Annotated in this window: 11 protein-coding genes and 1 pseudogene; 8 read left to right on the forward strand and 4 right to left on the reverse strand. The window is 73.8% G+C overall.

The annotated features are described in order from the left end of the window. The first annotated feature begins 42 nt into the window (after positions 1–42). Positions 43–1,032: an aldo/keto reductase gene (locus tag ACFYWG_RS28180; RefSeq protein WP_389204068.1), complete on the forward strand. Its 990-nt coding sequence runs from the start codon at positions 43–45 to the stop codon at positions 1,030–1,032. A gap of 149 nt (positions 1,033–1,181) precedes the next feature. Here ACFYWG_RS28180 and ACFYWG_RS28185 read toward each other — a convergent pair. After that, positions 1,182–1,301, reverse strand: a pseudogene (locus tag ACFYWG_RS28185) (aldo/keto reductase); the annotation flags it as partial. Between the two features lie 50 nt (positions 1,302–1,351). Further along, entirely contained in the window at positions 1,352–2,026 is a 675-nt protein-coding gene (locus tag ACFYWG_RS28190; RefSeq protein WP_376326959.1) for a GDSL-type esterase/lipase family protein, read from the reverse strand. A 133-nt stretch (positions 2,027–2,159) separates the two neighbouring features. Here ACFYWG_RS28190 and ACFYWG_RS28195 point away from each other — a divergent pair, with 133 nt between their 5' ends. Then, entirely contained in the window at positions 2,160–3,131 is a 972-nt protein-coding gene (locus ACFYWG_RS28195) for a WD40 repeat domain-containing protein (protein ID WP_389204069.1), read from the forward strand. A 91-nt stretch (positions 3,132–3,222) separates the two neighbouring features. On the opposite strand, the gene ACFYWG_RS28200 is transcribed toward ACFYWG_RS28195, so the two are convergent. Beyond that, the gene (locus ACFYWG_RS28200; RefSeq protein ID WP_389204070.1) at positions 3,223–4,020 is read right to left on the reverse strand and encodes a TetR/AcrR family transcriptional regulator; all 798 of its coding nucleotides are present in this window, start codon (positions 4,018–4,020) and stop codon (positions 3,223–3,225) included. A gap of 110 nt (positions 4,021–4,130) precedes the next feature. On the opposite strand from ACFYWG_RS28200, the gene ACFYWG_RS28205 reads away from it, so the two are divergent. Both ACFYWG_RS28205 and ACFYWG_RS28210 read left to right on the forward strand, forming a co-directional pair. Further along, a complete protein-coding gene (locus ACFYWG_RS28205) occupies positions 4,131–5,090 on the forward strand; it encodes an ATP-binding cassette domain-containing protein (RefSeq protein WP_376326953.1) in 960 nt (319 codons plus the stop codon). Next, the gene (locus ACFYWG_RS28210; protein ID WP_383503285.1) at positions 5,087–5,908 is read left to right on the forward strand and encodes an ABC transporter permease; all 822 of its coding nucleotides are present in this window, start codon (positions 5,087–5,089) and stop codon (positions 5,906–5,908) included. The genes ACFYWG_RS28205 and ACFYWG_RS28210 overlap by 4 nt, the downstream gene beginning before the upstream one ends. A 59-nt stretch (positions 5,909–5,967) precedes the next feature. On the opposite strand, the gene serC is transcribed toward ACFYWG_RS28210, so the two are convergent. Next, positions 5,968–7,086, reverse strand: a complete 1,119-nt coding sequence (serC, locus tag ACFYWG_RS28215) for a phosphoserine transaminase (RefSeq protein ID WP_385412544.1) — start codon at positions 7,084–7,086, stop codon at positions 5,968–5,970. Positions 7,087–7,241: 155 nt separating this feature from the next. On the opposite strand from serC, the gene ACFYWG_RS28220 reads away from it, so the two are divergent. The 4 genes from ACFYWG_RS28220 to ACFYWG_RS28235 all read left to right on the forward strand — a co-directional run bounded on the left by ACFYWG_RS28220 (position 7,242) and on the right by ACFYWG_RS28235 (position 13,933). Beyond that, positions 7,242–10,175: an FAD-binding and (Fe-S)-binding domain-containing protein gene (locus tag ACFYWG_RS28220; protein ID WP_389204071.1), complete on the forward strand. Its 2,934-nt coding sequence runs from the start codon at positions 7,242–7,244 to the stop codon at positions 10,173–10,175. Positions 10,176–10,510: 335 nt separating this feature from the next. After that, positions 10,511–11,644, forward strand: a complete 1,134-nt coding sequence (locus ACFYWG_RS28225; RefSeq protein WP_389204072.1) for a lipid II:glycine glycyltransferase FemX — start codon at positions 10,511–10,513, stop codon at positions 11,642–11,644. A 161-nt stretch (positions 11,645–11,805) separates the two neighbouring features. Then, the gene (locus tag ACFYWG_RS28230) at positions 11,806–12,765 is read left to right on the forward strand and encodes a DMT family transporter (RefSeq protein ID WP_376326945.1); all 960 of its coding nucleotides are present in this window, start codon (positions 11,806–11,808) and stop codon (positions 12,763–12,765) included. Positions 12,766–13,138: 373 nt separating this feature from the next. Then, positions 13,139–13,933, forward strand: a complete 795-nt coding sequence (locus ACFYWG_RS28235) for a TIGR03084 family metal-binding protein (RefSeq protein WP_389204073.1) — start codon at positions 13,139–13,141, stop codon at positions 13,931–13,933. The last annotated feature ends 29 nt before the right edge of the window (positions 13,934–13,962 follow it).

Below are 13,962 nucleotides of genomic sequence, written 5' to 3' on the forward strand. Positions count from 1 at the left end.
GCCCTTGCCTGGAGAGGACTCGAAGCAGTTGGCTTGTGGTCCATGAAGTACACCCAGCTCGGACGCACCGGACTCAAGGTCAGCCGACTCGTTCTCGGCACGATGAACTTCGGTCCGCAGACAGACGAATCAACCAGCCACGACATCATGGACGCCGCTCTCGACGCGGGTCTGAACTTTCTGGACACGGCCAACGTCTATGGGTGGGGCGAGAACAAGGGCCGCACCGAGGAGATCATCGGTACCTGGTTCGCCCAGGGTGGCGGGCGGCGCGACAAGGTCGTCCTCGCCACCAAGGTGTACGGGAACATGGCGGGCGACGGGGACGTCTGGCCCAACCACGACAAGCTCTCCGCGGTGAACATCCGACGGGCCGTCGACGCCTCCCTCAGGCGGCTGCAGACCGACTACATCGACCTCTACCAGTTCCACCACATCGACCGGTCGACGCCGTTCGAGGAGATCTGGCAGGCGATCGACGTCCTGGTCCAGCAGGGCAAGATCCTCTACGCGGGGTCGTCCAACTTCCCGGGCTACAAGATCGCCCAAGCCAACGAGACCGCCGCCCGGCACGGCCGCATGGGCCTGGTCAGCGAGCAGTGCCTCTACAACCTTGCTGAGCGCCGCGCCGAGATGGAGGTCATCCCGGCCGCGCAGGACTATGGCCTCGGGGTCATCCCCTGGTCTCCGCTGCACGGAGGACTGCTCGGCGGCGTCCTCAAGAAGGAGGCGACACAGGGGCGCCGGGCGAGCGGCCGTGCTGCTGACGCGCTCAAGGACACCAAGACACGCGAGCAGATCCAGGCGTACGAGAACCTCCTCGACAAGCACGGCCTGGAGCCCGGTGAAGCGGCGCTCGCCTGGCTGCTGACTCGCCCCGGCGTCACCGGCCCGATCGTCGGCCCTCGCACGCAGGAGCAGCTGGAGTCGGCGCTGCGCGCCCTCCAGCTGGAGCTGGGCGAGGAACTGCTGACGTCTCTGGACGAGATCTTCCCCGGTCCCGGACCGTCTCCCGAAGCCTTCGCGTGGTGAGGTAGCGGGTCGGTGTCGGAGCCGTTGCCTTCTGCTTGCGTTCGGGGTGAGTCGGAGGCGGCGGCTTCGTCGTGTCCACTCGGGGTCCGCAGGAACGGTGAGCGTCAGCGATGCGCTGCTGTGGAACCCGGCGTCCACATGCACAGTTGGCGCGGACCGAAGTTCATGGTGCCGAGGACGAGTCGGCTGACCTTGAGTCCCGTGCGTCCGAGCTGCGTGTACTCCATGGTGCCCCAGCCAACGTCCTGGAGTGCGCTCCAGGCAAGCACGCGCCCGGGGGCGGGGCCGGACGCGCCGGCCCCGGGTCGGCCGCGAGGCGCTACGGCGCGTAGGGCCCGCCCAGGTCCCAGCCCTGGTGCATGGCCTCCGCGAAGGCCGCCGCGATCTTGTGCTCGCCGCTCGCGTTGGGGTGGGTGCCGTCGTAGGTGTCGGCGGAGACGTCGTACGAGGGCGGGGAGGAGGCCAGCAGGACGGGGGAGCCGGGCTCGTCGAGGTCGGCCGCCGTCTTGGCGAGCAGTTCGTTGAAGCGGGCGACCTCGGTGGCGAAGGCCGCGTCCGTCCGGGCCCGGACGTTCGGCGTGACCGGCAGCCACACCATCCGCACCCGGCGGTTGGCGGCCCGTGCCGCGCGGGCGAAGGCCCGGACGTTCTCGGTGGTCTGCTCGGCGTTGGTGTAGAAGCCCAGGTCGATGAGGCCGAGGGAGACCAGCAGGACGTCCGCGCGGCCGGCCCGCACCGCCTCGCCGATCAAGGGCGCCATGTGCAGCCAGCCCTCGCCCCAGCCGGCCAGGTGGGCGCGCGGGAAACCGGGGTCGGCGTAGGCGTGCGAGGTCGGGGCGTCGGCGAGCTTGTCGTAGAGCGTCTCGCGGGGGCCGACGAGGGTGAAGGGGCCGTCGTGGGTGCGGCACAGGTGCTGCCACATCCGGTAGCGCCACGTGTGTTCGCCCGCGCTCCCGATCGTCATGGAGTCACCGACGGGCATGAACCTGAGCATCCGCTCATCATGGACGATCACCGCGCCCCGCGGGATGTGAGTCGGGCCACGCACCGGCCCGCCCCCACCCCGCGCGGCCCCGGCTTGCCGTCCCGGGCCGCTGAACGGGCGGGCGGGATGGCAGGCTTGGGGCATGCGCAGATCCTTCGCCCTCGTCGCCGCGGCCCTCGTCACGGGCGCGCTCGCCGTGCCCGCCTCCGCCGCCGACGGGGACGGGAAGTTCACGATCAAGGACCCGCGCATCACCGAGTCCAGCGGCCTGGCGGCCTCCCGGCAGCACCCGGGCGTCTACTGGACGCACAACGACAGCGACGACGGCGCCTACCTGTACGCCGTGGACGGTTCCACCGGCGAGACGGTGGCGACGATCACGATGTCCGGCGTGGGCAGCCCGCGGGACGTGGAGGCCGTCTCCATCGGACCGGACGACCAGCTCTACGTGGGCGACATCGGCGACAACCTCGGCGGCAGCTGGCCGTACGTCTGGATCTACCGGCTGCCCGAGCCGAAGGAGCTGAAGGACCGGACGATCCGGGCCACGCAGTACGTCGTGAAGTACTCCGACGGTCCCCGCGACGCCGAGTCCCTGGTCGTGCACCCGAAGACCGGGCGGGTCTACCTCGTCGACAAGAACGAGAAGGGTGGCCACCTCTACGAGGGCCCGGCACGGCTCTCCGCGTCCGGGTCCAACACCTTCCGCCCGGTCGCGGCCGTGCCCGACCTGGAGGCCACCGACGCCACGCTCTCCCCGGACGGCGAACACCTCGTCGTGCGCAGCTACTTCGGGTCGATCGCGTACGACTGGAACGGCGGGCGGATCAAGCGCGCGGAGCGGCTGGGGGTGCCGTTCCTCGGGCAGGGCGAGTCGGTCACCTACACCGCCGACGGAACGAAGCTGATGTACGGGGCGGAGGGCGCCGACAGCCCGGTGGAACCGCAGGACGCGCCGGGCGGCGGGGGCTCCGACTCGCCCTCGGGCAAGGGAGGTTCGGCCGCGTCCGACGGCGGCGAGGGGCTGGACGGCAAGCTGAGGACGGGGGCGATCGCCGCGGGTGCGGCCCTGGTCGTGCTCTTCGCCCTGCGGAAGCTGAGGCGCCGCTCCTAGGGCCGGCCGTTCGCATCATGACGCAGACGCGGGGCTCACCGGCGTTCACAGGTGCTGCCGATGCCCTGCGCCATGATCCGAACGACAGACCCTAGGAGTTGTGCCGGGCGGCTGCCGCCTCGCGGGTCGCCACCAGGACCTCCAGGCCGTCCAGGATGCGCTGGAGGCCGAACTCGAAGTGGTCGAAGCCGGTGCCGAACGCGTCCTCCGAGAGGGACGCCATGACCGGGTAGCGGCCCGAGGACATCACCTTCTCCAGGACCGGTACCTGCGCCTGCCAGAACTCGGCGTCGGTCAGGCCCGTGCGGTGCTCGGCCTCCTGCTGGTACAGCTGGGTGCGGGCCGCCCCGACGACGTATCCGTCGATCATGATGACGGCGGAGACCAGCTCCGGGTCGCTGAGGCGCATGGGGCGGATCCGGGTGAGGATCTTCTCCATGCCGTCCATGGCGCTCGGGCCGAGGATGGGGCGGGTCTGGTTGACCCTGAGCAGCCAGGGGTGGCGGCGGTAGAGGGCCAGGGTCGCCCGGGCCAGGGCCTCCAGGGCCGCTCGCCAGCCGCCGTCCGTGTCGGGCAGGTCGGCGGGGCGCTGGACGCGGTCCAGCATGAGGTCGAGCAGTTCGCCCTTGCCGGGCACGTACCGGTAGAGGGACATCGTGCCCGTGCCCAGATCGGCGGCGACCCGTCGCATCGACAGCCCGTCGAGCCCCTCGGCGTCCGCGACCCGGACGGCCGCCTCCACGATGCGGTCCAGGGTCAGGGCTGGTTTGGGGCCGCGGCTGGGGCGCCGCCCGGTGTCCCACAGCAGTTCCAGGGTGCGGGCGATGTCGCCGCTGCCGCTGGTGTCCGCGCTGCCCGCGCCGCTCGTCCCGCTCGTCCCGCTCGTCATGGGGCCCAGCTTAGGACCCGGCCAGAAAACTGGGTACGGCGTACGCGTAATCGGGTACGGTGTACTCAGTTCGCGTCGGCGGGACGCGGACGCCGACGGGAGGGGGACGCATGGACGGCTGTGCGGTGCGGGCCGAGGCGCTGGAGAAGCGGTACGGCGAGAAGCGCGCGCTCGACGGCTTCGACCTGGCGGTCCGCGAGGGCACGGTGCACGGCCTGCTCGGGCCGAACGGCGCGGGCAAGACCACCGCCGTGCGCATCCTCTCCACGCTGGTCGGGCTGGACGGGGGACGCGCCACGGTCGCCGGGCTGGACGTGGCGCGCCGGCCGCGCGAGGTCCGGGCCCGCATCGGCCTCACCGGGCAGTACGCGGCGGTCGACGAGGTGCTCACCGGCCGGCAGAACCTGGAGATGTTCGGCCGGCTCTTCCACCTCGGCGGCAGGCGGGCCGCACTCCGGGCGGCCGCACTGCTGGAGCAGTTCGACCTGAGCGACGCGGCCGACCGCGGCGTCGGCAAGTACAGCGGCGGCATGCGGCGCCGCCTCGACCTGGCCGCGTCGATGATCCTCGCCCCGGCCGTCCTCTTCCTGGACGAGCCGACGACCGGTCTGGACCCGCGCAGTCGCGGCGAAGTGTGGGACTCCGTGCGGGCGTTGGTCGCGGGCGGCACGACCGTGCTGCTGACCACGCAGTACCTGGAGGAGGCCGACCGGCTCGCCTCGCACATCACCGTCATCGATCAGGGGCGGGCCATCGCCGACGACACCCCGGACGGGCTGAAGAACCGGGTCGGCGGCGACCGCATCGAGGTCGTGGTCGCGGAACGGTCCGACATCCCCCGGGTGGTGAAGGTGGTCGCCCGGGTCGCCGACGGCGAACCCGAGACGGACGAGCCCGGGTCGCGGGTGCACGCCCCGGTCGCCGACCGCGTCGCGGCCCTCACCGACGTGGCGCGCACCCTCCAGGACGAGGGCGTGCGCGTCGAGGACATCGGGCTGCGCAGGCCCAGCCTCGACGACGTGTTCCTGCGCCTGACCGGACACCGGACCGAGAAGGAGGCCGCAGCGTGAGCGCCGTCGACCTGAGCGCACCGAGCACGCACGGCGGTGTCCGCCGGCTGCTCGCCGACTGCTGGAACATCGTGCGCCGCGGACTGACCCACTACCGGCGCCAGCCGGTCAACATCGCCTGGCAGCTCGGCTTCCCGATCCTGTCCGTGCTGCTGTACGGCTATGTCTTCGGAAGCGCGATGAAGGTGCCGGGCGGCGGCGACTACCAGGACTTCCTGATGCCGGGCATGTTCGTGATGACCATGGCGTTCGGCTTCATCAACACGGCCACCGTCATGGTCTACGACTCCACCAAGGGGGTCATCGACCGGTTCCGGTCCATGCCGATGGCCTCCTCGGCCGTGGTGGCCGGGCGGGGGGTCACCGATCTGATCGTGGCCTGCGCCGAGTTGGCCATCATGATGCTCACCGGGCTGGCGATGGGCTGGCGCCCGGACGGCGGCCTCGCCTTCCTGGCCGCGTTCGGACTGCTGCTGTGGCTGAGGTTCGCGCTGATCTGGATCGGGGTGTGGCTCGGTCTGCTGGTGCCCGACCCGGAGGCGGCGGGCGGGCTGTTCGCGGTCGCGTTTCCGCTGACGATGATCTCCAGCATCTTCGTCGCACCGCAGTTGATGCCCGACTGGCTGGGCTGGGTGGCGGCCTGGAACCCGATCTCGTCCACGGCGGCGGCGACCCGTGAGCTGTTCGGCGTCCCGGTCGGCGGCGGCGACTCGTGGGTGGAGCAGCACGCGCTGCTGATGGCCGGGGTGTGGCCGGTGATCCTCACGGCCGTCTTCCTGCCGCTGGCGGTCCGGCGGTTCCGGAGGCTGAGCCGGTGACGCACGAGGGCGCCCCGCACGAGCGGGGCGCCCTCGTCGACGCACGCTGGGCGCGTGTGTCAGAGCTTGTCGATCACGTAGTCGACGCACTGGGTGAGCGCCTCGACGTCCGCCGGGTCGATCGCCGGGAACATCGCGACCCGCAGCTGGTTGCGGCCGAGCTTGCGGTACGGCTCGGTGTCGACGATGCCGTTGGCGCGCAGCACCTTGGCGACGGCGGCGGCGTCGACCTCGTCCGTGAAGTCGATCGTGCCGATGACCTGCGAGCGCTTGGCCGGATCGGTGACGAACGGGTTGGCGAACTTCACGTCCTCGGCCCAGCCGTACAGCGTCCGCGCGGAGGTGGCCGTGCGGCGCACCGCCCAGTCCAGGCCGCCCTGGCCGTTGATCCACTCCAGCTGCTGGTTCAGCAGGAAGAGGGTGGCCAGCGCCGGGGTGTTGTACGTCTGGTTCTTGCGGGAGTTGTCGATCGCCGTGGGGAGGCTGAAGAACTCCGGGACGTGCCGGCCCGAGGCGTGGACGCGCTCGGCGCGCTCGATGGCGGCCGGGGAGAACACGCCGATCCACAGGCCGCCGTCGGAGGCGAAGGACTTCTGCGGGGCGAAGTAGTAGACGTCCGTCTCGCTGATGTCGACGGGCAGGCCGCCGGCGCCGGAGGTGGCGTCCACGAGGACCAGGGCGCCCTCGTCGGCGCCCGCCACGCGCTTGATCGGCATGGCGACACCGGTGGAGGTCTCGTTGTGGGTGAACGCGTAGACGTCCACGCCCGCCGCGGCGACCGCCTCGGGGTGCGTGCCCGGGTCGGCGGAGATGACGTCCGGCTCGGCCAGCCAGGGGGCGAGCTTGGCGGCCTTGGCGAACTTGGAGGAGAACTCGCCGAAGCTGAGGTGCTGCGACTTGTTCTCGATCAGGCCGTGCGTCGCGATGTCCCAGAACGCGGTGGAGCCGCCGTTGCCGAGGACCACCTCGTAGCCGTCGGGGAGCTGGAAGAGCTCGCGGATGCCCTCGCGGACCTGGCCGACCAGGTTCTTGACGGGGGCTTGGCGGTGGGAGGTGCCCAGCAGGGAGGTGCCGGTGGCGGCGAGGGCGTCCAGCGCCTCCGTCCGCACCTTGGAGGGTCCCGCGCCGAAACGTCCGTCCGCGGGCTTGATGTCAGAGGGAATCCGGATCTCAGCCACGGAGGGGAGCGTAGCCGTTTCACCAAACGCGGGCGAAACATCGTCCGTCGGATGAGACGGCGGGCGGACGGCGTCTTCCCGACCGCTGCCGCCCACCCGGCACCTCCGGCGCCGTCCCGCCACGCGCCGGACGGGGACGCGTGCATGCTGGAGGGATGACGGATCTTCTGCGCGGCGCGGATCCGGCGGCCGTGGAGGGCGCGTTGCGGGCGGCCGTCCGGGGCGAGGTCGCCTTCGGGGCCGGGGCCCGGGCGCTGGTGACCATGGACGCGTCCAACTACCGGCGGGTGCCGCTGGGGGTCGTGGCCCCGGTGGACGCCGGCGACGTGGCCGCCGTGCTGGCGGTGTGCCGGGAGCACGGGGTGCCGGTCGTCGCCCGGGGCGGGGGGACGTCCATCGCCGGGCAAGCCACCGGGACCGGTGTCGTCCTGGACTTCACCCGGCACATGAACCGGCTGGTCGCCCTGGACCCCGGGGAGCGCACGGCCGTCGTGCAGCCGGGGCTGGTCCTGGACCGGCTCCAGGAGGCCGCCGCCCCGCACGGACTGCGCTTCGGCCCCGACCCCTCCACCCACAGCCGCTGCACCCTCGGCGGCATGATCGGCAACAACTCGTGCGGCTCCCACTCGGTGGCGTGGGGGACGACCGCCGACAGCGTCCGGCAGTTGGACGTCCTCACCGCGCGCGGCGAGCGGCTGCGGCTCGGGCGGGAGTGGGCCGGGGCGCCGGACGGTCTGCGGGCGCTGGTGGAGGCGGACCTGGCCCGGCTGCGCACGGGCTTCCCGGACCTGCCCCGCCGCATCTCCGGATACGCGCTGGACGCCCTGCTGCCCGAGAAGGGAGCCGACGTGGCCCGCTCCTTCTGCGGCAGCGAGGGCACCCTCGGCGTCCTCACCAAGGCGGTCGTGAGCCTGGTCGAGGCGCCCCGCGCGCATGCGCTGGCCGTGCTGGCGTACGCCGACGAGGGCGCGGCGGCCGAGGCCGCCGCGGGGCTGCTGCCCTACCGCCCGCTGACGGTGGAGGGCATGGCGGCGGACCTGGTGCCGTCGGCCGTCGAGCTGCCGCGGGGCGGGGCCTGGCTGTTCGTGGAGACCGGCGGGCCGACGCAGGCAGAGGCACGCGCGCGTGCGGAGAGGATCGTGCGGGCGGCGGACGTCCTGGACGCGCTGATCGTCACGGACCCGGCCGGGCAGCGGGCCCTGTGGCGGATCCGGGAGGACGCCAGCGGCACGGCGACCCGGATGCCGGACGGCACCGAGGCCTGGCCGGGCTGGGAGGACTGCGCGGTGCCGCCGGAACGGCTGGGCGCCTACCTGCGGGACTTCCGGGCGCTGCTCGCCTCGCACAGCCTGCGCGGCGCGCCCTACGGGCACTTCGGGGACGGCTGCATCCACGTCCGCATCGACTTCGACCTGCTCACCGGGCCCGGCGTCGCCCGCTTCCGCCGCTTCTCCGAGGAACTCGCGGACCTGGTGGTCGCGCACGGCGGCTCGCTGTCCGGGGAGCACGGCGACGGGCAGGCCCGCGCCGAGCTGCTGCCGAGGATGTACGGGCCCGGCCTGGTCGGCCTGTTCGAGCGGGTGAAGGGCGTCTGGGACCCGGACGACCTGCTCAACCCCGGCATGCTGGTCCGGCCCGCGCCCCTGGACTCCGGCCTGCGCTTCGCCGTCCTGCCCCGCGAGCCCGTCGACGTCGCCTTCGGCTACCCGGCCGACGGCGGTGACTTCACGGCCGCGGTCCGCCGCTGCGTGGGCGTCGCCAAGTGCCGTACGGAATCGGTGTCCGGCCCGGCCGTGATGTGCCCGTCCTTCCGGGTGACCGGCGCGGAGGAGCACTCCACGCGCGGGCGGGCCCGGCTGCTGCACGAGATGCTCGCGGGCGAGGTGGTCACCGGCGGCTGGCGCTCGCCCGAGGTGCGGGACGCGCTGGACCTGTGCCTGTCCTGCAAGGGCTGCCGCTCCGACTGCCCGGTCGGCGTCGACATGGCCATGTACAAGGCGGAGTTCCTGCACCACCACTACGCCGGGCGCCGGCGCCCCGCCGCCCACCACGCGCTGGGCCGGCTGCCGCTGTGGCTGCGGGCGGTCTCGCGCACCCGCACCGCCCGCCTGGTCAACGCGCTGTCCGGGATCCGCCCGCTCGCGTGGGCGGCCCGGCGGCTGGGCGGCATCGCACCCGAGCGGCCGCTCCCGCGGCTGGCGCGGCGGACGTTCACCGGCTGGTGGGAGCGGCGGCGCCCGCACCGCCCCGCCACCGGCGGGGACCTCGTGGTGCTGTGGCCCGACACCTTCACCGAGCACCTCTCGCCCGCCGTCGGGCAGGCCGCCGTGCGGGTGCTGGAGGCGGCCGGGCTGCGGGTGGCGCTGCCGCCGACCGTGCACCTGGCCGGGCCGCCGGTGGGCGACGGCCGGACGGTCGCCCTGGACCCGCTGTCGCTGCTGCGCGGGCGGGGCCGGGTGTGCTGCGGACTGACGTACGTCTCGACGGGGCAGCTCGACCGCGCCCGTACTGTCATGCGGCGCACGCTCGACCTGATGGAACCGGTCCTGGAGACCGCGGCGCCGGTCGTGGTGCTGGAACCGAGCTGCGCCGCCGCCCTGCGCACCGACCTGCCCGAACTGCTGCACGACGACCCGCGGGCGGCCCGCCTCGCCGCCAGGGTCCTCACCTTCGCGGAGACACTGCAACGGCACGCGCCCGGCTGGACGCCGCCGCGCGTGGACCGGCCCGTCGCGGGCCAGACCCACTGCCACCAGCACGCGGTCCTGGGTGACGCCGCCGACCGGCGGCTGCGCCGGGCGGCCGGGCTCACCGGCGACCTGAGCGGCGGCTGCTGCGGGCTCGCGGGCGACTTCGGCTTCACACGCGGGCACTACGAGATCTCCGCGGCCGTCGCGGAGGAACAGCTCCTGCCCGCGGTGCGCGGCGCCCCGGACGGCGCGGTGGTCCTGGCGGACGGCTTCTCCTGCCGCACCCAGCTGGAGCACCTGGCCGGCGTGCGGGGCAGGCACCTGGCGGAGGTGCTGGCCCAGGCGCTGGACGAGGCCGGGCCGCGCGCCGGGGAGGACGACGGCAAAGGCGCGGAGTGACTCGGCAGGCCGGAAGTGAGGCTGCCGGAGCCGGCGCGTGCGGCGCCGGTGGTGCCGGGTGGGGCAGCCGCGGCAGGGAGCGAGGCGGCCGCGGCAGTGAGCGAGCCGGCGGGGGCGGGGGTGAGGCAGCGGGGAGGGGGTTGAGGCAGCGGGTGAGGCAGCGGGGAGGGGGTTGAGGCAGCGGGTGGGGAACGGGGCCGGTTCCGGGCCTGTGGGGCGTTCGGGCCACTGGTGGGCGGAGTCGAGTGTCTGAGCCGGGGGAGCGCCCGGGCCGCTCCTACGCTCGCGGGACCAGTCACTGCCCGTCGAGGGCCGCTGCTCGAAGGAGCCCGCGCATGAGCGTCCGCGTCCAGCCGATCACCCGCGAAGAGCACCTCGCGTTCGTCGCGGCCCGTCCCTCCGCCAGTCACACCCAGGTGCCGGCCTGGGGCGAGGTGAAGCCCGACTGGCAGGCCGAGAGCCTCGGCTGGTTCGACCGGTCCGGACAGCTCGTCGGCGCGGGCCTGGTGCTGCTGCGCCCCCTGCCCGGACCGCGGCTGCCCGGCCTGCCGCGCCACTTCGCCTACCTCCCCGAGGGCCCCCTCCTCGACTGGCACGAACCGGGCCTCGAACGCCTGCTGCAGCCGATGCTCACGTACCTGAAGCAGCGGGGCGCCTTCGCCGTGCGCATGGGCCCGCCCGTCGTGGTGCGCCGCTGGAGCGCCGAGACGGTCAAGGCGGCCATCGCCGACCCGGCCGCCCGGCGGCTGCGCGACGTGCGGGCCACCTCGTACGAGACCCGGGCCGGGCGGGTCGCGGACGTCCTGCGGCACATGGGCTGGCGGCAGACCCCGTCCGGCGAGAACGGCTTCGCCGCCGGCCAGCCCCGCCACGTCTTCCAGGTGCCGCTGGCCGGACGGTCGCTGCTGGAGATCCACGACGGCCTCAACCAGCAGTGGCGGCGCAACATCAAGAAGGCCGACAACGCCGGGGTGAAGGTCGTCCGCGGCGACCTGGCCGACCTGCCGGTGTTCCACGGGCTGTACACCGAGACCGCCGAACGGGACGGGTTCCTGCCGCGCCCGCTGCCCTACTTCCAGCGCATGTGGAACGCGCTGACCGCCGAGCACCCCGACCGCATGCGGCTCTACCTCGCCCACCACGACGGGGAGGTGCTCGCCGCCGCCACCATGCTGACGGTCGGCGACCACGTCTGGTACTCCTACGGCGCCTCCACCGCCCGCCGCCGCGAGGTCCAGCCCAGCAGCGCGGTCCAGTGGCGCATGCTGTCCGACGCGCACGAACTCGGCGCCTCCGTCTACGACCTGCGGGGCATCACCGACACCCTGGAGGAGTCCAGCCCCCTGCTGGGCCTGCTCCGGTTCAAGGTGGGCACGGGCGGCGAGGCCGTCGAGTACCTCGGCGAGTGGGACCACCCCCTCAACTCCCTGCTCTACAAGGCGTTCAGCCTGTACCTCGCCCGCCGCTGACGTCTCACAGCCCGAGACAGAGGCAAAAGGGGTTCACGCACCTGACGAAGTCCATTACCCTGGACTGTGCAGTGCACCTGGTTGCACGTTGAGTGCATCAGGGTGTACGCACCGCACACGCGCACCTCCCGGACCCCGACCCTCGAGCACAGGACCCGCCCGTGACCACGCCGGAGACCACCGCCCCACCCCAGTCCGCGACCGGTGCCGCCGGCTCCCCGCCGGCCGGCCCCGGCCGCTTCGGCTCGCTCGGGCCCGTGGGCCTGGTGCTGGCGGGCGGGGTCTCCGTGCAGTTCGGCGCCGCGGTCGCGGTGACGCTGATGCCGAGGGCCGGAGCCCTCGGGGTCGTGGCGCTGCGCCTGCTGGTGGCGGCGGTCGTCCTGCTGCTGGTCTGCCGGCCGCGGCTGCGGGGCCACTCCCGTGCCGACTGGGGCACCGTGGTCGCCTTCGGCGTCACCATGGCCGCCATGAACGGCCTCTTCTACCAGGCCGTCGCGCGCATCCCGCTGGGCCCCGCCGTCACCCTGGAGGTCCTCGGCCCCCTCGCCCTGTCGGTCGTGGCCTCCCGGCGGGCGATCAACGTCGTCTGGGCGGCCCTCGCGCTCGCCGGTGTCTTCCTCCTCGGCGGCGGCGGCTTCAGCGGCCTCGACCCCACGGGAGCGGCCTTCGCCCTGGGGGCCGGAGCCATGTGGGCCGCCTACATCGTCTTCAGCGCCCGTACGGGCCGCCGTTTCCCCCAGGCCGACGGTCTCGCCCTGGCGATGGCGGTCGGGGCGGTGCTCTTCCTGCCCCTGGGCCTCGCCGAGTCCGGTGCGAAGCTGTTCGACCCGGTGACCCTGGGCCTGGGCGCGGCCGTCGCCCTGCTCTCCTCCGTCCTGCCGTACACCCTCGAACTGCTCGCCCTGCGCCGCCTGCCCGCCTCGACCTTCGCGATCCTGATGAGCCTCGAACCGGCGCTCGCCGCGGCGGCGGGCTTCCTCGTCCTCGACCAGGCCCTCAGTGCGCCCGAGGCCGCCGCGATCGCCCTCGTCATCGCGGCGAGCATGGGCGCGGTCCGCACCCAGGTGGGCCGCGGCCGCAAGAAGAGGGCGGCGCTGGAGAGCACGGCGCTGGAGGGCTAGGACCCGCCCCCCCTCCGACGCCCCGCCCGGCCGCCGCCGTGCCGCCGGGCGTCGCGGCCGTGGGGCGTTCGGGCCCTGGGGCGCTCGGGCCGTGGGGCCTGCGGGCCGCCTCGCCGTCCGGGCCGGTTTTGGGTCGGTGACCAGGACGTGGTGCGGCGTGATCCGGCACCGCTCGGGCGGCCACCAGGGACGCGTCCGGGGGCGTCCAGTGGCAGGTCCGCGATCGTGGCGTCGGCGTGCTCCCGGGCCCGGCGGTGGAGCGCGAGCCCGGGAAGAATTTCATGCAAGCACGCTTGATTGTTTCTCGGGCCGCTGCCATGCTCCTCAGCACGCCGCACCACCCCGCACACCGCCGTGTCCCGAGGGAGCGCCCGTGTCCGATCCGACGTCGGTGATCGACGACCTGCGCGAGGAGAGCGAGGAACTGGACGCGCTCGTCGCCGGGCTGACCCCGCTGCGCTGGGCGCTCGCGACGCCCGCCCCCGGCTGGACCGTGGCCCACCAGATCGCCCACCTCGCCTGGACCGACCACTCGGCCCTGCTCGCCGTCACGGACCCCGGCGCCTTCCACGCCCTGGTCGAGAAGGCGCTCGCGGCCCCCGGCTCCTTCGTCGACGAGGGCGCCGAGCAGGGCGCCGCGCTCCCGCCGGCCGAGCTGCTCACCCGCTGGCGCGAGGGGCGCACGGACCTGGAACGGGCCCTGCGGGCCGCCCCGGCCAAGGCGCGCTTCCCCTGGTACGGGCCGCCCATGTCGGCCGCCTCCATGGCGACGGCCCGGCTCATGGAGACCTGGGCCCACGGGCAGGACGTGGCCGACGCCCTGGGTGTGGCGCGCCCACCCACCGACCGGCTGCGGCATGTGGCCTGGCTCGGGGTGCGGACCCGCGACTTCGCCTACGGCGCCCACGGACTGACCCCGCCCGCCGCACCCTTCCGCGTCGAACTCCTCGCGCCCTCCGGCGACCTGTGGGCGTACGGCCCCGAGGACGCCCCGCAGCGCGTCACCGGGCCCGCCGTCGACTTCTGCCTGCTGGTCACCCAGCGCGCCCACCGCGGCGACCTGGCCCTGCGGGCCGACGGCCCGGACGCCGACCGCTGGCTGGACATCGCGCAGGCGTTCGCGGGACCACCGGGCGGCGGGCGCCCGCCGAAGGGGGCCGGATCGTGACGGGCCGGGAGCCTGGAACCGCCCCGGGC

Origin of the sequence: Streptomyces sp. NPDC003456, from assembly GCF_042878735.1 — a bacterium.
Taxonomy (GTDB): domain Bacteria; phylum Actinomycetota; class Actinomycetes; order Streptomycetales; family Streptomycetaceae; genus Streptomyces.